This window comes from Actinospineispora acaciae DSM 45401, from assembly GCF_000620785.1.
In the GTDB taxonomy this organism is placed as follows: domain Bacteria; phylum Actinomycetota; class Actinomycetes; order Mycobacteriales; family Pseudonocardiaceae; genus Pseudonocardia; species Pseudonocardia acaciae.
Map to the genome: position 1 here is coordinate 926,819 of NZ_JIAI01000002.1, position 16,396 is coordinate 943,214.

The window sequence follows — 16,396 nt, forward strand, 5'->3', positions numbered from 1 at the left end:
ACGGCACAGCACAGAATCGAGGAGTACCCCGCCCGTGGCACTTTCCGCCGCCGAGAAGAAGACCATCCTCACCGACTACGGCGTGCACGAGTCGGACACCGGTTCGCCGGAAGCCCAGGTCGCGTTGCTGACCAAGCGCATCGTCGGCCTCACCGAACACCTCAAGCAGCACAAGCACGACCACCACTCGCGTCGAGGCCTGCTGCTCATGGTCGGCCGCCGCCGGCGGCTGCTGCAGTACCTCAGGAAGGTAGACGTGTCCCGCTACCGCTCGCTGATCGAGCGGCTCGGGCTGCGTCGATGACGTAACCGGTGGGGGGAGCGCGGGCAAGCGCTCCCCCCACCGGCATAAAGAACTACACAAGGCCAACGGGCCGCCGCGGTCTCCGGACGGACACATCCGATCCGCCGGTCCTCGGTAGTGGTCTCCGGAAGGCGGTACGACACCGCGCGGGGACTTCGATCGAAGACCGGCCTCGCTCCGGACCTCGCGGTCGGCCTCAGCACAGAGGAGCGATCGCTTCATGTCAGATCCCACCCGAGAAGGGGTGCACGAGACCACCGCGGTCATCGACAACGGCAGTTTCGGCACCAGGACCGTCCGGTTCGAGACCGGCCGGCTGGCCCGCCAGGCCGCCGGCTCCGTCGCCGCCTACCTGGACGACGAGACCATGCTGCTGTCCGCCACCACGGCGTCCAAGCAGCCCAAGGAACAGTTCGACTTCTTCCCGTTGACCATCGACGTGGAGGAGCGGATGTACGCGGCCGGGCGCATCCCCGGCTCGTTCTTCCGCCGCGAGGGCCGCCCGTCCACCGACGCCATCCTGGCCTGCCGGCTCATCGACCGGCCGCTGCGCCCGACCTTCGTGGACGGCCTGCGCAACGAGGTCCAGGTCGTGATCACGGTGCTCTCGCTGCACCCGCAGGACCCCTACGACGTGCTGGCCATCAACGCCGCGTCGGCGTCCACCCAGATCTCCGGGCTGCCCTTCTCCGGGCCGGTCGGCGGCGTCCGGGTGGCCCTGATCGACGGCCAGTGGGTCGCCTTCCCGACCTACGAGCAGCTCGAGCGCGCCGTGTTCGACATGGTCGTGGCGGGCCGCATCGCCGACACCGATGTGGCGATCATGATGGTCGAGGCGGAGGCCACCGAGCGGACGATCGAGCTGGTCGAGGGCGGCGCCACCGCGCCCACCGAGGAGGTCGTGGCCGCCGGCCTGGAGGCCGCCAAGCCGTTCATCCGCGTCCTGTGCGAGGCGCAGCAGGAGCTGTACCAGGCCGCCGCGAAGCCGACCGCCGAGTTCCCGACCTACCCGGCCTACCAGCCCGACGCGCTGGAGGCCGTCTCCGACGCGATCTCCGGCGAGCTGGCGCAGGCGCTGACCATCGGCGACAAGCAGGCCCGCGAGGCCCGGCTGGACGAGCTCAAGGCCGAGGTGCTGGACCGGCTCGGCGAGAAGTTCGAGGGCCGGGAGAAGGAGCTGGGCGGCGCGCTGCGGGCGGTCACCAAGAAGCTGGTCCGCCAGCGCATCCTGCGCGAGAAGGTCCGCATCGACGGGCGCGGCATCACCGACATCCGGCCGCTGTCCGCCGAGGTCGAGGTGGTGCCCAGGGCGCACGGCTCGGCGCTGTTCGAGCGCGGCGAGACCCAGATCATGGGCGTCACCACGCTGAACATGCTGCGCATGGAACAGCAGCTGGACACGCTGTCCCCGGAGACGCGCAAGCGCTACATGCACAACTACAACTTCCCGCCGTACTCCACCGGTGAGACCGGCCGGGTCGGCTCGCCCAAGCGCCGCGAGATCGGCCACGGCGCGCTGGCCGAGCGGGCGCTGCTGCCGGTGCTGCCCAGCCGGGAGGCGTTCCCGTACGCCATCCGCCAGGTCTCCGAGGCGCTGGGCTCGAACGGCTCGACGTCCATGGGCTCGGTGTGCGCGTCCACGCTGTCGCTGCTCAACGCCGGCGTGCCGCTGCTGGCCCCGGTGGCCGGCATCGCCATGGGCCTGGTCTCCGACGAGGTGGGCGGCCAGAAGGAGTTCGTCGCGCTGACCGACATCCTCGGCGCCGAGGACGCCTACGGCGACATGGACTTCAAGGTCGCCGGCACCAAGGACTTCGTGACCGCGCTGCAGCTGGACACCAAGCTGGACGGCATCCCGTCCGAGGTGCTGGCCAAGGCGCTGGCGCAGGCCCGCGACGCCCGGCTGACCATCCTGTCCGTGCTCGCCGAGGCGATCGACCAGCCGGACGAGATGAGCCCGTACGCCCCGCGGGTGACCAGCGTGAAGATCCCGGTGGACAAGATCGGCGAGGTCATCGGCCCGAAGGGCAAGATGATCAACTCGATCACCGAGGAGACCGGCGCGGACATCTCCATCGAGGACGACGGCACCATCTACGTGGGCGCGGCCGACGGCCCGTCCGCCGAGGCCGCCATCGCCAAGATCAACGCGATCGCCAACCCGCAGCTGCCGAAGGTGGGCGAGCGGTTCCTCGGCACGGTGGTCAAGACCGCCGCGTTCGGGGCGTTCGTCTCGCTGGTGCCCGGCAAGGACGGCCTGGTGCACATCTCCAAGCTGGGCAACGGCAAGCGCATCGGCAAGGTCGAGGACGTGGTCAAGGTCGGCGACAAGCTGCGCGTCGAGGTGGTGGACATCGACAACCGGGGCAAGGTCTCGCTGGTCCCGGTGGTCGAGGAGACCGCCTCTGCCGAACCAGCCGTGGAGTCGACCGAGCCGGCCGCCGCGGAACCCAGTGAGGGGACGCCGGTCAGTTGACGCTGCTCGCACCGTCGGGATCGACGCCCGGCGGCGCGGGCACCCCGGAGCCCGACTCGGTCACCCGGAGCACGCTGGACGGCGGGCTCCGGGTGGTCACCGAGCGGGTGCCGGGGGTGTGCTCGGCGTCGGTCGGGGTCTGGATCGCGGCCGGCTCCCGGCACGAGACCGTCGGCGAGGCCGGCGCCGCCCACTACCTGGAACACCTGCTGTTCAAGGGCACCGCCCGCCGCTCCGCCATCCAGATCGCCGAGGAGATCGACGCGGTCGGCGGTGAGCTCAACGCGTTCACCGCCAAGGACCACACCTGCTTCTTCGCCCACGTGCTCGACTCCGACCTGCCGCTCGCGGTGGATCTGCTCTCCGACGTGGTGACCGCCGCGACCATGGCGCCCGCCGCGGTCGAGCTGGAGCGCGCGGTGGTGCTCGAAGAGATCGCGATGCGCGCCGACGACCCGGAGGACCTGCTCGGCGAGGTGTTCGACACCGCGCTGTTCGGCGAGCACCCGCTGGGCCGGCCGGTGATCGGTACCCAGGCCTCCATCGAGGCGATGACCAGGGACCGGCTGCACGCGTTCTGGCGCCGGCACTACACCCCGCCCCGGATGGTGGTGGCCGCCGCCGGGAACGTCGAGCACGAGCGGATGGTGGAGCTGGTCTCCGACGCGTTCCCGGCCGGCGTTGATCCGGCCGCGGACACGCCCGCCGACTTCGGTGGCCCGCCGACCACCCGGCCAGGGCTGACCCTGCTCGGCGAGGACACCGAGCAGGCGCACCTGATGCTCGGCGTGCCCGGCCTCGGCCGCGACGACCCGCACCGGGTGGCCCTCGACGTGCTCAACACCGCGCTCGGCGGAGGGCTGAGCTCACGCCTCTTCCAGGAGGTCCGCGAGCAACGCGGCCTGGCGTACTCCGTCTACTCCGGGACCACCAACTACGCCGATGCCGGCCAGCTCGCGGTCTACGCCGGCTGCCAGCCCGACCGGCTCGGCGAGGTCGTCGAGGTGACCCGCCGCGTCCTGTCCGAGGTGGCCGGCGGCGCGCTCACCGCCGCCGAGGTGACCAGGGCCAAGGGCGCGATGCGCGGCGGCCTGGTGCTCGGGCTGGAGGACACCGGCTCCCGGATGAACCGGATCGGACGCCTCGAGATCGACCACGGCCGGCAGCGCTCGCTGCGGGAGAGCCTGGACCGGATCGACGCCGTCGACCTCGACGAGGTGGCCACCGTGGCCGCCGAGGTCCTGACCCGCCCGCTCACCGCCGCCGTGGTCGGCCCTTACCGCACAGTCGACGACCTGCCGAATGCGCTGACGCTCCTCTGACCCCTAGCCACAGCTGTGATCACAGTCGATGATGATCTGTGGCGCACGCCACAAGGGGCGGGATCGGACGGGGGCCGGGCATGGCACGGTCGGTCGGGATCATCGGGGCGGGTCAGGCCGGCATCGTGTTGGGCGCCGAGCTGTTGCGCCGCGGTTTCGCCGTCACGCTGTACTCCGACCGCACGCCCGAGGACTACCTCGCGGACCGGGGCCGGCCGACCGCGTGCCTGTTCGGCGAGCAGGTGGTGCACGAGCGTGAGCTGGGGCTGAACTTCTGGGAGGGCACCGCGCCCAGCATCGAGCGCATCCACCTCGACCTGTGCGCCCCGGACAAGCTGATCCTGTTCTCCGTCATCGCCTCGCCCCGGCTGCCGGCATTGGCCGTCGACCAGCGGCTGAAGTTCTCCCGGGGCCTGCGCGAGCTGGCGGCCCGGGGCGCGTCGGTGGTGGTCGAGAAGGTGTCGGTGGAGCGGCTGGACGCGCTGGCCGCCGAGCACGACCTGGCGGTGGTCACGGTCGGCCACGGAGGCGGCCCGTCCCTGTTCGCCCGCGACCCGGCGCGCAGCGTGCTCGACAGGCCCCGGCGCAACGTGTTCATGGTGAACATCCGCGACTACGACCTGGCCGCCGGGGTCGGCCACAAGCAGCTGAAGTTCTCGTTCGTCCCCGGCGTGGTGGAGATGTTCTGGGTGCCGTTCCTGGACAAGGACGCGGGCGTCTGCCTGAGCATCGTGCTCGAGGCCGTGCCCGGCGGCGCGGCGGACCGGTTCACCGCCGTCGAGTCGGCCGACCAGGGCGTGGACGTGCTGCGCGGCCTGGTCCGCGACCTGTTGCCCTGGGAGGCCCGGTTCCTCGCGCCCGCCTCGGCGACCAGCCCGGTCACCTGGCTGACCGGCGCGATCACGCCGACCGTCCGTGACCCCGTCGCCCGGCTGCCGTCCGGCCGGCACGTCCTGGGCCTTGGTGACGCGGTCATCCTGAACGACCCGCTGGCCGGGCAGGGCGCGAACAACGCCACCCGGATGGCGCGGTTCTTCGCCGAGCGGCTGGAGGAGCGGGGGGACGAGGCCTTCGGCGCCGACTGGCTGGCCTCCACGTTCGACCAGTTCTGGGCGTACGGCCGGTTCGTCAACCTGTTCTCCAACGCCATGCTCGAGCCGCTCGCCGGCTTCCAGCGCGAGCTGCTGCTCGCGGCCTCCCGCCACCCCGACATCGGCACCGCGTTCTTCGACGGCTTCGGCGACCCGACCGCGCTGTTCCCGTGGTTCGCCGAGCCCGGCGCGGCGCGGGCGTTCCTGCGCGAGCACGGGGTGCGCGGTTCGGACCTGCTGCGCTACAAGCTCGGCGTGGCCCGCAAGGTCATCGGGCACAAGATCGCGAGCGGGGCGGCATACTCCCGGGCATGAGCGTATGGCCGACGGTGGTGGCGGCGGTGCTGGTGGCCGTCGGCCTGCTGGGGATCGTGGTGACGGTGATCCCCGGCCTGCTGCTGGTGGTGGCCGGCATCGCGGTGTGGGCGGTGCCCCGCAACGACGTGGTCGGCTGGACGGTGCTGGGCGCGGCGGTCGGCATCGCCGTGCTCGGCACCATCGCGAAGTTCCTGCTTCCCGGGCGCGCGCTGCGGGCGGCCGGGGTGCCGGGGCGCACGCTGCTGGCCGGCGCGGTGCTCGGCATCGTCGGGTTCTTCGTGATCCCGGTGATCGGGCTGTTCCTCGGCTTCGTGCTCGGGGTCTACCTGGCCGAGCTGGCCCGGCCGCGGTCACACGACCAGGCCTGGCCGTCCACCAAGGAGGCGCTGCGCGCGGTGGGCTGGAGCATCCTGATCGAGCTTGCCGCCGGGCTGCTGGCCACCGCGGCCTGGATCGTCGGGATGGTCGTCGGGTGACGACTAGGCTGCCGGGATCGTCGGCGGATGTGGAGGTGTGCGGGTGAGCGAGGACCCGATCCAGGTCGCGGTGCTGGGCGCCCGGGGGCGGATGGGCGTCGAGGTCTGCCGGGCGGTGGAGGCAGCCGAGGGCCTGGACCTGGTCGCGATGGTGGACGTCGGCGACTGGCTGTTCAACGTCGCCGACGCGGGCGCCCAGGTGGTCGTCGACTTCACCCGCCCGGACGTGGTGCTGGACAACATCAGGTTCTGCATCGACCACGACATCGCGTGCGTGGTCGGCACCAGCGGTTTCGACGCGGAGAGGCTGGCCACCGTGCGCGGCTGGCTGGAGCACAAGCCCGCGCTCGGCGCGCTGGTCGCGCCCAACTTCGGCGTCGGCGCGGTGCTCGGCATGCACTTCGCCCGCCTCGCCGCCCGGTTCTTCGACTCCGCCGAGGTGATCGAGCTGCACCACGCCGGCAAGGTCGACGCCCCCTCCGGCACCGCCGCGCACACCGCCTCCCAGATCGCCGCCGCCCGCGCCGCCGCCTCCTCCCCACCCATGCCCGACGCCACCACCCAAGAACTCCCCGGCGCAAGAGGCGCCCTGGTAGACGGCGTGCACGTGCACTCCGTCCGCATCCCCGGCCTGGTCGCCCACCAAGAAGTCGTGTTCGGCACCGAAGGCGAGACCCTGACCATCCGCCACGACTCGTTCAACCGCTCGTCCTTCATGCCCGGCGTCCTCATGGGCATCCGCCACGTCCTCACCCACCCCGGCCTGACGGTGGGGCTGGAGCCCATACTCTTCGGCGAGTCGGGGATTTCGTCAGGGTGAGTCGGGATATTTGTCAGGCGCGGGGCCGGCTCAAGGCGGCCGCCGTAGATCGTGTAGGCAAGAGCGATGGCAGTCGCCTCCGTCCGTCCCGCGACCGTCGATGACGTCGACGAGATAGTCCGCATCCAGGCCATCACCTGGCGTACCGCGTACGCCGAGTTCGTCCCCGAGCAGGCGTTGGCGCGGCTGTCCGACCCGGCCGCCCGCGAGGCGTGGACGGCGGCGCTCGCCGCGGGGGAAGGACACCACGTGCTGGTGGCCACCGAGGGCGAGTGGACGGTCGGGTTCTGCGCCGCGGCGCCGGCCCGGGCGGACGACCCGGAGGCGCCGGCCGGTCGCGGGCAGATCGTGACGGTTCTGGTCGAGCCGAGGTGGGGGCGGCGGGGCCACGGCCGGCGGCTACTGGGCGCGGCCTTCGAGGCGCTGGCCGCCGGCGGGGCCACCGAGGGCGTCGCGTGGGTGCCGGAGCCGGACGTGGCATCGCGGGCCTGCTACGACCGGATCGGCTGGGACCCGGACGGCATGGTCCGCACCCTGGATGCCGGCGACCGCGAGCTTCGGGAGATAAGGCTGGCCGGTCCGCTGCGGATCGAGAACCGCGACCCTCGCCGGCACGCGGCGCAGGGCTGACAGAACTCCCGACTCACCCTGACAAAATCCCCGACTCGCGGACGGGTTTTGTCGGGGTGGGGTGTGAGGATGGCGGGCGTGGATACGATCACCGCGGGGGCGGCGAAGCGGAGTGTGCTGGCCGCTCAGGGGTTCGCCGAGGGGCGGCCGGTGGGGGCGGTCACGAGGCGGCATCTGGGGCGGTTGCTCGGGCGGCTGCGGTTGCTTCAGTTGGACTCCGTGAATGTGGCGGTGCGGGCGCATTACATGCCGGTGTTCAGTCGGCTCGGCGGGTATTCGAGGGAGCTGTTGGACGGGGCGGCGTGGGCGCATTCGGCGCGCCGGCCTCGGCTGCTGGTGGAGTACTGGGCGCACGAGGCGTCGCTGCTGCCGGTGGAGGACTGGCCGCTGCTGTTGTCCAAGGCGAAGCGGCCGGGCTGGTGGCGGCACTACCGCGAGCTGGTGGAGCGGGAGTCCGCGCTGGTCGACGAGGTGCTCGCGGCGGTCAAGGAGGTCGGGCCGGTGGGCGCCGGCACGCTGGAGGAGCTGCTCGGCGGGCCGGGGCAGGCGCGGGTCAAGGGCGGCTCGTGGTGGAACCGGTCGGACGTCAAGCGGATCTGCGAGTACCTGTTCGGCACCGGCGAGCTGACCACCGGCGCCCGGGTGAACTTCCAGCGGCTCTACGACCTGCCGGAGCGGGTGCTGCCGCCGAGCGTGCTGGCCGCCGCGCCGGTCGACCCAGACGAGGCGGCCCGGCAGCTGATCGCGCAGGCGGCCGCCGCGCTCGGTGTCGCGACGGAAACCGACCTGCGCGACTACTACCGCCTCGGGCCGGAGGTGAGCCGCCGCGCGGTGCACGACCTGGTCGCGGACGGCCAGTTGGAGCGGGTCGAGGTCCGGGGCTGGGCCAAGCCCGGTTACCGGACGCCGGGCGCGCGGATGCCACGCAAGATCAGGGCGAGGGCGCTGCTGTGCCCGTTCGACCCGCTGGTCTGGGAGCGCTCGCGCACCGAGCGGATCTTCGACTTCCGGTACCGGATCGAGATCTACACCCCGGCGGAGAAGCGCGAGCACGGGTACTACGTGTTCCCGTTCCTGCTCGGTGACTCGCTGGTCGGGCGGGTCGACCTGAAGGCCGACCGGGCCGCCGGCGTGCTGCGGGTGCCCGGCGCGTTCAGCGAGCCGGGCACGCGGACCGAGGAGGTCGCCACCGAGCTGGCCGAGGAGCTGCGGCTGATGGCCGACTGGCTGGAGCTGGACGACGTGCTGGTGGGCGAGCGAGGCGATCTGATCGCCCCGCTCGCCCGGGCGTTGGCCACTCGGCCGGCTGGCTAGCCGGCCGCCCCCGTCGGGCTCAAAGCCCTGGTCACCAGGACGTCGCCGTTGCCGGTCCGGCCCCGGATGCGCAGCTTCGCCGGGCCGGTCGCGGGCGCGGTGTCCTCCACCTGCAGCTCGCTGCGGACCCGGCCGGAGCCCGAGCTCAGGTCCAGCTCCGCCGCCGCCCCGGGATGCACCCCGACCCGCAGGTTGCCCGAGCCGGTGGTCAGCTCGAGCTGGCCGGCCTCGGCGTCGTCGACCACCAGGTCGCCGGAGCCGCTCTTGGCGAACACATCGCCCCGGACCACGCCCAGCCGCAGGTCACCGCTGCCGGCGCGGACCTGCCCGGGGCCGTCGATCCCGGCCAGCGACAGGTCGCCGGACCCGGTCCTGGCCTGGGTACGGCCGGCGATCGGGCCCACGGTGGCCCGCCCCGAGCCCGTCTTCAGGTCGACGTCGCCGTCCACGGCACCGAGCGTGATGTCGCCGGATCCGGTCTGGACGGTCGCCGCGCCGGCGCGCCCGGTCACGGTGATCTCGCCGGCCCCGGTCCGCAGCGTGAGCCCCGACCCGGCCGGCGCGCGCACCGTGACCACCAGCGGCACCACTCGCAGCGGCAGCGACGTGGGCGAGCGCACCACCAGCCGTCGCCCGGGCTCGGACCAGGTCACCTCGCACGCCCGCACCGCCTCGACGTTCAGGTCCTGCCCGGACAGCCCGCGCAGGTCGACGTCGCCGAGACCGCCGAACGGGAAGTCACGCCCGCTCAGGTCGAACTCCCGGCCGCCGATCCGGATCGACCCGGACGAGGTGGTCGCCCCGCCGATCCAGTTCAGCAGCCCGGACAGGCCCTTGGTCCAGCTGCCCCGGCTCTCGTCCGCGCGGATCTCCACCGCGACCTGGTCGGCGTCATCGTCGAGGTTCACGGTGAGCTGCCCGATGTCGACGGACAGGTCCAGCTCGGCCGGGCCCGCGCACGGCCAGCTCTCGGAGCGGACCTCGGTCGTGTTGGCGCCGTCGGTTGCCGTGTCGTCGGGGTTCTCGTCTTGTGGAGCGTTCTCGGTCATGATCCCGCCTCTCAGCCCTGTACCCAGCCGCGCAGCCGGCGCTCGTCGTCGCGCTTGCGGCCTCGACTCCAGTCGCCCCAGTCCTGGGGCGGCGCGCCGTGCAGCGCGCCCTGCACCGCCTGCGAGATCCAGGCATTGAGCGACATGCCCTGCGCCGCGGCCGCGTGCTCGGCCCGGTTCTTGATCTGTTCCATCAGCCGGAGCGTGATCCGGCTGATGTCGCCGACGTCCGCGGTAGGCGGCGGTGGCGGTGCGTCCGTCGGGGTGGGCCGGGTCGGCTGGGTCACGGCGACCCGAACCTGGCGGCCATCCAGCCGGACCTCCACCACCTGGTCGCCATCCAGAGCCTCGGTGACCTCCGCGGCCAGGTCGGCCAGCGCGTTCATCACGGCCAGCCGGGCGGCGGGTTCGATCGCGGCGGCCAGCAGCGCGGCGGTGCGTTGGGTCTGCTCGTCGCCGGCCGCGGCGGCGGACACGAGATCCTCCCGCAGCGCCGTGACGTAAGGCGTGACATCCATGACACCACTATGGCGTCACGGATGACGTCATGCAACCAAATTCCGACGTCTCATTGATGTCAAGCTCCCGGGGGATACGCTGGCCCGCATGCCTGACACAGCTCCGTTGAGGGTCCAACTGGTCGCCAAGACCGAGTTCATGCCGCCGGCCGACGTGCCGTGGGAGACCGATGCGGATGGTGGCCAGGCGCTGTGTGAGTTTGCCGGGCGGGCCTGTTACCAGTCATGGAAAAAACCCAACCCGGCCACCGCCACGAACGCCGGGTACCTGCGGCACATCCTGGAGGTCGGGCACCTGAGCGTGCTCGAACACGGGACCGTCACGTTCTACCTGACCGGAGTGTCCCGCTCGCTGACCCACGAGCTGATCCGGCACCGGCACTTCTCGTACTCCCAGCTGTCCCAGCGGTACGTGCCAGGGCGCGGCGCCGCCGTGGTCGAGCCCGAGGTGATTGCCTCCGACCCGGAGCTGCACGCCGCGTTCGTCGAGGCCGCCGAGGCCGCCGAGAAGGCGTACGACCAGCTGCTCACAGGGCTGAACCAGCGGTTCGCCGACGTGCCGAACGCGACGCTGCGTCGCAAGCAGGCTCGCCAGGCCGCCCGGTCCGTGCTGCCGAACGCCACCGAGACCAAGATCGTGGTGACCGGCAACTACCGCGCCTGGCGGCACTTCATCGCGATGCGCGCGACCGAGCACGCCGACGTGGAGATCCGCGAGCTGGCCATCGAGTGCCTGCGCCAGCTCCAGCACGCGGTGCCCAACGTGTTCGCCGACTTCGAGATCGGCACCCTGGAGGACGGCAGCGAGATCGCCTCTAGCCCGCTCGTCACCGAAGGCTAAGGGCGTGTCACCGAGACCGGGCGTAGTGACCGAGGAGAGCCGCGAGCGGGCCGCGCTGTGCGTGACGTTCGAGCGGGTCGGGCCGGGGGCGCCCACGCTGTGCTCCGGCCGTAGCACCGGCGAGCTGCTGGCGTACCTGCTGGTCGGGGAGCGGCGGTTCGTGACCAGCCTGCTCGGCCTGGTGATCCCGCCGCTGGCCCGCCGGGCCGAGGCGAGGATGTACCGCCGCCCCTGGCTGGAGATGGTGGAGCTGCTGCGCACCGGGCCGGCGTGGCTGTTACCGGGGGGTCGGCCGGGCGACGGGCTGGACTTCCTCAAGCTGTTCGTGCACCACGAGGACGTCCTGCGCGCGAGGCGGGGATGGACGCCCCGACCGGTCGACCCGCATCGGGACGAGGTGCTCTGGCGCGCCGCGATCCGCCTCGCCCGGCTGGCCTACCAGCGCAGCAACGTCGGCGTGGTGCTCCGGCGCCCGGACGGGGCATCCCAACAGGTGCGCAAGGGGACGAAGATGGTCACCGTGGTCGGTGAGCCGGGGGAGCTGGTGCTGCACATGTGCGGGCGGTCGGAGGCGCTGGTGAGCTTCGACGGCGACCCGGTGCACATCGCGGCCTCGCTCGGGGCGCGGCCGAGGACGTTGTTCGGCGGGGCGTCGCGTCCGGCGCGAGGGGTGCCGGGATGAGGCTGGTACCCGCCGAGCGGGCGGCGCTGTGCGACCTGTTCGAGACGACCGGCCCGGACGCGCCGACCGTGCTCCCCGGCTGGGACGCCCGCGAGCTGTTGGCCCACCTGCTCGTGCGAGAACGGCAGCCGCTGGCCGCGCCGGGCATCCTGCTGCCGCCGCTCGCCGGGCTCACCGAACGGGCCATGCGCGGCTACGACGACGTGCCGTGGCAGCGGCGGGTGGAGATGTTGCGCGCCGGCCCGCCGCCGTGGTCGCCGTACCGGATCGGGGCGGTGGACGAGCAGGCGAACCTGGTCGAGTTCGTGGTGCACCACGAGGACCTGGCGCGCGCGCAGCCCGAGTGGCGGCCGCGCCCGTCCGACCCGGACCGGGAGGAGGCGCTGTGGTCGCGGCTGCGGCTGATGGCGCGGGTCATGTACCGCAAGAGCCCGGTCGGCGTGCGGCTGCGTCATCCCACCCGGGAGCGCGGGGCGGAGATCGCGGCCAGGCCCGGCCGGGGCCGGGTGACGGTGACCGGGCCGCCCGGTGAGCTGATCCTGCACGCGTTCGGACGGGGCATGGCCCGGGTCGAGCTGGACGGCGCGCCCGCCGACGTGGAGGCGCTCGGCCGTACTCCGCGCGGGCTCTAGCCGCCGAACTCCCCAGCCCGAACCCCATCCGCGAGTCGGGCGTGCTGGCACACGGTTCGAGACTGGTCGGTGGCCTCGAGGTGTGCCGAAAACCGCGACTCACTGTGCTGGGACGCCCGACTCGCCGGTGTGGGGAGCGGTGGTCGGGGGCGGGCGGTATCATGTAAGTCAATGCGCGCCTTCAGGTGGACTGGCGGCGCGGCGTGTGGCGGGGCGCCCCGACGTCCTCGGCCGCACCCAGACCACGTCGCCGCTGCTGAGCTGGCGACACCGAGCCGGCCGGTGAAGCCGGTTACGACACGGCCGGCACACGCCGGCTCCGACCCGGCCGGCATGACGCCGGCCATGAGGTGGCCAGCACAGCCGGCCATGAGACGGCCGGTACCACCGGCCAGGACATGGCCGACACCGCGGGCGACGACATGGCTGGCTCACCGGCTACGACACGGCCGGTCACCCCGGCCACGAAAGTTGTTGCCCAGTGACACGTTCTTCCACATCTGACAGGCGATCCGCCCGCCAAGCCGCCGACCCGGAGCCCGACCGGCTGCCGGTCGCCGCACCGCCCGAGCTGCCCGAGGGCGGCCTGCGGGTGGTCGCGCTCGGCGGCATCGGCGAGATCGGCCGCAACATGACGGTCTTCGAGTACGCGGGCCGGTTGCTGATCGTCGACTGTGGGGTGCTCTTCCCGTCCGACGACTCGCCGGGCGTCGACCTGATCCTGCCCGACCTGCGCGCCATCGAGAACCGGCTCGACGACATCGACGCGCTGGTGCTCACCCACGGCCACGAGGACCACATCGGCGCCGTCCCGTTCCTGCTGCGGCTGCGCCCCGACCTGCCGATCGTCGGATCCAAGTTCACGCTCGCGCTGGTCGCCGCCAAGTGCAAGGAGCACCGGCTCACCCCGCACCTGCGCGAGGTGCGCGAGGGCCAGCGGACCCGGCACGGCGACTTCGAGTGCGAGTTCTTCGCCGTCAACCATTCCATCCCGGACGCGCTCGCGGTGGCCATCCGCACCCCCGCCGGCTTGGTGCTGCACACCGGGGACATCAAGCTCGACCAGCTTCCCCTGGACGGCCGGCTGACCGACCTGGCCGGCTTCTCCCGGCTCGGTGACGAAGGTGTCGACCTGTTCCTGGTCGACTCCACGAACGCCGACGTCCCCGGGTTCGTCATCTCCGAGCGGGAGATCGGTCCGGTGCTGGACGGGGTGTTCGACAAGTCCCCGCAGCGGATCATCGTGGCCTGCTTCGCCAGCCACGTGCACCGGGTGCAGCAGGTGCTGGACGCGGCAGCGGCGCGGGGCCGGCGGGTCTGCCTGGTCGGGCGCTCGATGCTGCGCAACATGTCGCTGGCCGCGGACATGGGCATCCTGCGGGTGCCGGACGGGCTGCTGGTCGACCTGGACGAGGCGATGCTGCTGCCGGACCGCGAGCTGGTGCTGGTCTCCACCGGGTCGCAGGGGGAGCCGCTGTCCGCGCTGTCCCGGATGGCTCGCGGCGAGCACCGGCAGGTGCGGATCAAGCCGGACGACACGGTGATCCTGTCCTCGTCGCTGATCCCGGGCAACGAGACGGCGGTGTTCGGCGTGATCAACGGGCTGACCCGGCTGGGCGCGCGGGTGGTGCACCAGGGCACCGCGAAGGTGCACGTGTCCGGTCACTCGCCGGCCGGTGAGCTGCTGTTCCTCTACAACGCGGTGCGGCCGAGCAACGTCATGCCGGTGCACGGCGAGTGGCGGCACCTGCGCGCGAACGGCGCGCTGGCCACCCAGACCGGGGTGCCGGAGGACTCCGTGGTGCTGGCCGAGGACGGCGTGGTCGTCGACCTGGTGGACGGCAAGGCTCGGATCAGCGGGCGGGTCGAGGTCGGCCGGGTGTACGTGGACGGGCTGGCCGTGGGCGACATCGGCGAGTCCACGCTCGGCGACCGGCTGGTGCTCGGCGAGGGCGGGTTCATCGCCATCACGGTGGCGGTGGACAGCACGTCAGGGCGGGCGGTGACCGTGCCGACGGTGTCCGGGCGGGGGTTCTCCGACGACCCGAAGGCGCTGGACGCGGTGGTCCCGCTGATCGAGGCCGAGCTGTCGCGCACCGAGGCGGAGGGCATCACCGACACGCACCGGATCGCGCAGGCGGTGCGCCGCGTGGTCGGCAGGTGGGTGTCGGACACCTACCGGCGGCGTCCGATGATCGTTCCCACCGTCATCCCGGTCTGACGTCAAAACCCGGGCGCGGGCTCCGACCCACCGGTGACGGCGCCCGCCCGGGGTGCCGAAGAGGAGACGGACCATGCAGTTCCTACTGATCATGCACGTGAACCCGGCCATCTGGGAGTCGCTGACCGAGGACGAGCGCAACGCCGTGATGACCGGGCACGGCAAGTTCATCGAGACGGTCAAGGCCAGCGGCGAGATGATCAACACCCAGGCCCTGGCCGGCCCTGAGGAGAGCGCCGTGGTGCGGGTCAAGGACGGCAGGCAGGTGGTCACCGACGGGCCGTACCTGGAGGCCAAGGAGCACCTCGGCGGGTTCTACCTGATCGAGTGCGCCAGCCGGGAGCGCGCCTACGAGCTGGCCGCGATGATCCCGGACGCCGCCGTGCCCGGGCTGGGCGTCGAGGTGCGGCGGGTGATCTTCGCCGACGGACAACCGGTGTGACCAGCGGCCGGCGCCTCGAGGACCTGGTGCGGGAGGCCGCGCCCAAGGTCCTCGGGGCGCTCGTCCGCCGCTACGGGCACTTCGACGAGTGCGAGGACGCGGTGCAGGAGGCGCTGCTCGCGGCCAGCGTGCAGTGGCCCCGCGACGGCGTGCCGGACAGCCCGTCCGCCTGGCTGACCGCCGTGGCGTCCCGCCGGCTGATCGACCAGGTCCGGGGCGAGGCGGCGCGGCGGCGGCGCGAGGAGACGGTGGCCGCCCGCTCGCCCGTCGTCGACACAACTGACGAGCCCCGGCCCGGCGACCGGGACGACACGCTGACCCTGCTGTTCCTGTGCTGCCACCCGGTGCTCACCCCGAGCACGCAGATCGCGCTCACCCTCCGCGCGGTCGGCGGCCTGACCACCGAGCAGATCGCGCGGGCGTTTCTCGTCCCCGAACAGACCATGGGCGCCCGGATCAGCCGGGCCAAGCAGCGGATCCGCTCCGCCGGCGCCGAGTTCCGCCCGCCACCTCCCGAGGAGTGGCCCGAACGGCTGCGGGTGGTGCTGCACGTGCTCTACCTGATCTTCAACGAGGGCTATACGGCCAGCTCGGGGCCGTCGCTGGAGCGCCACGAGCTGGCCGCCGAGGCGATCCGGCTGACCAGGGCGCTGCACCGGCGGTTGTCCGAGGACGGCGAGGTCGCCGGCCTGCTGGCGCTGATGCTGCTCACCGACGCGCGGCGCCCGGCGCGCACCGGCCCGGACGGCGGCCTGGTCCCGCTGGCCGAGCAGGACCGCGACCTCTGGGACCGCGCGCTCATCACCGAGGGCACCGGGCTGGTCACCAACGCGATGTCGCGCGGCCCGCTCGGCCCGTACCAACTGCAGGCCGCGATCGCCGCCGTGCACGTGGACGCGAAGAGCGCCGAGGACACCGACTGGCGCCAGATCCAGGTGCTGTACCAGATCCTGGAGCGGATCGCGCCCAACCCGATGGTCACGCTCAACCGGGCCATCGCGGTGGCCATGACCGACGGCCCGGCGGCCGGGCTCGCGCTGCTGGCCACGCTGGACGAGGACGGCCGGCTGGCCGGCCACCACCGGCTGCCCGCCGTGCGCGCCCACCTGCTGGAGATGGCCGGCGACCGCGACGCCGCCCGCGACAGCTACCAACTGGCCGCCCGGCGCACCGCGAGCCTGCCCGAACAGCGCTACCTGACCGCCCGCGCCGCCCGCCTCACCTGAGGTTGCGTCGACCACTCGGGTGGGGGTTGCGGGC

General features: G+C 72.6%; 16 protein-coding genes. 14 read left to right on the forward strand and 2 right to left on the reverse strand.

Going from position 1 to position 16,396, the window contains the following annotated elements; all coding sequences use genetic code 11:
• Positions 1-34 precede the first annotated feature (34 nt).
• The 8 genes from rpsO (at position 35) to N912_RS0114055 (ending at position 8,751) form a co-directional block, all read left to right on the forward strand.
• Entirely contained in the window at positions 35-304 is a 270-nt protein-coding gene (gene rpsO, locus N912_RS0114020) for a 30S ribosomal protein S15 (RefSeq protein ID WP_028922926.1), read from the forward strand.
• A 220-nt stretch (positions 305-524) separates the two neighbouring features.
• On the forward strand, positions 525-2,780 hold the full coding sequence (locus tag N912_RS0114025; RefSeq protein WP_028922927.1) for a polyribonucleotide nucleotidyltransferase: 2,256 nt from the start codon (positions 525-527) through the stop codon (positions 2,778-2,780).
• The gene (locus tag N912_RS0114030) at positions 2,777-4,102 is read left to right on the forward strand and encodes a M16 family metallopeptidase (RefSeq protein WP_037064363.1); all 1,326 of its coding nucleotides are present in this window, start codon (positions 2,777-2,779) and stop codon (positions 4,100-4,102) included. Before N912_RS0114025 ends, N912_RS0114030 begins: the two co-directional genes overlap by 4 nt.
• An 80-nt stretch (positions 4,103-4,182) precedes the next feature.
• On the forward strand, positions 4,183-5,508 hold the full coding sequence (locus N912_RS51785; protein ID WP_051580154.1) for a styrene monooxygenase/indole monooxygenase family protein: 1,326 nt from the start codon (positions 4,183-4,185) through the stop codon (positions 5,506-5,508).
• The gene (locus tag N912_RS0114040) at positions 5,505-5,987 is read left to right on the forward strand and encodes a DUF456 domain-containing protein (RefSeq protein WP_028922929.1); all 483 of its coding nucleotides are present in this window, start codon (positions 5,505-5,507) and stop codon (positions 5,985-5,987) included. Before N912_RS51785 ends, N912_RS0114040 begins: the two co-directional genes overlap by 4 nt.
• Positions 5,988-6,030: 43 nt before the next feature.
• Positions 6,031-6,807, forward strand: a complete 777-nt coding sequence (dapB, locus tag N912_RS0114045) for a 4-hydroxy-tetrahydrodipicolinate reductase (protein WP_211261233.1) — start codon at positions 6,031-6,033, stop codon at positions 6,805-6,807.
• A 66-nt stretch (positions 6,808-6,873) separates the two neighbouring features.
• The gene (locus N912_RS0114050; RefSeq protein ID WP_028922931.1) at positions 6,874-7,437 is read left to right on the forward strand and encodes a GNAT family N-acetyltransferase; all 564 of its coding nucleotides are present in this window, start codon (positions 6,874-6,876) and stop codon (positions 7,435-7,437) included.
• A 78-nt stretch (positions 7,438-7,515) separates the two neighbouring features.
• Positions 7,516-8,751, forward strand: coding sequence for a winged helix-turn-helix domain-containing protein (locus N912_RS0114055; RefSeq protein WP_028922932.1), 1,236 nt, complete (start codon positions 7,516-7,518; stop codon positions 8,749-8,751).
• Here the strand turns inward: N912_RS0114055 and N912_RS51790 are convergent.
• Positions 8,748-9,800: a DUF4097 family beta strand repeat-containing protein gene (locus tag N912_RS51790; RefSeq protein WP_051580155.1), complete on the reverse strand. Its 1,053-nt coding sequence runs from the start codon at positions 9,798-9,800 to the stop codon at positions 8,748-8,750. The genes N912_RS0114055 and N912_RS51790 overlap by 4 nt on opposite strands.
• A gap of 11 nt (positions 9,801-9,811) precedes the next feature.
• Positions 9,812-10,318 (reverse strand): toxin-antitoxin system HicB family antitoxin, encoded by a 507-nt coding sequence (locus N912_RS0114065; RefSeq protein ID WP_028922933.1) that lies wholly within the window; start codon positions 10,316-10,318, stop codon positions 9,812-9,814.
• Positions 10,319-10,406: 88 nt separating this feature from the next.
• Here N912_RS0114065 and thyX point away from each other — a divergent pair, with 88 nt between their 5' ends.
• The 6 genes from thyX to N912_RS0114095 all read left to right on the forward strand — a co-directional run bounded on the left by thyX (position 10,407) and on the right by N912_RS0114095 (position 16,362).
• On the forward strand, positions 10,407-11,159 hold the full coding sequence (gene thyX, locus N912_RS0114070) for an FAD-dependent thymidylate synthase (RefSeq protein ID WP_028922934.1): 753 nt from the start codon (positions 10,407-10,409) through the stop codon (positions 11,157-11,159).
• A gap of 25 nt (positions 11,160-11,184) precedes the next feature.
• Positions 11,185-11,841, forward strand: coding sequence for a TIGR03085 family metal-binding protein (locus N912_RS51795; protein WP_051580156.1), 657 nt, complete (start codon positions 11,185-11,187; stop codon positions 11,839-11,841).
• Positions 11,838-12,473, forward strand: coding sequence for a TIGR03085 family metal-binding protein (locus N912_RS0114080; protein WP_028922935.1), 636 nt, complete (start codon positions 11,838-11,840; stop codon positions 12,471-12,473). The genes N912_RS51795 and N912_RS0114080 overlap by 4 nt, the downstream gene beginning before the upstream one ends.
• A 547-nt stretch (positions 12,474-13,020) precedes the next feature.
• Positions 13,021-14,694: a ribonuclease J gene (locus N912_RS0114085; RefSeq protein WP_028922936.1), complete on the forward strand. Its 1,674-nt coding sequence runs from the start codon at positions 13,021-13,023 to the stop codon at positions 14,692-14,694.
• Positions 14,695-14,767: 73 nt separating this feature from the next.
• Positions 14,768-15,136 (forward strand): YciI family protein, encoded by a 369-nt coding sequence (locus N912_RS0114090; protein ID WP_028922937.1) that lies wholly within the window; start codon positions 14,768-14,770, stop codon positions 15,134-15,136.
• The gene (locus tag N912_RS0114095) at positions 15,133-16,362 is read left to right on the forward strand and encodes an RNA polymerase sigma factor (protein ID WP_028922938.1); all 1,230 of its coding nucleotides are present in this window, start codon (positions 15,133-15,135) and stop codon (positions 16,360-16,362) included. The genes N912_RS0114090 and N912_RS0114095 overlap by 4 nt, the downstream gene beginning before the upstream one ends.
• Positions 16,363-16,396: the final 34 nt, after the last annotated feature.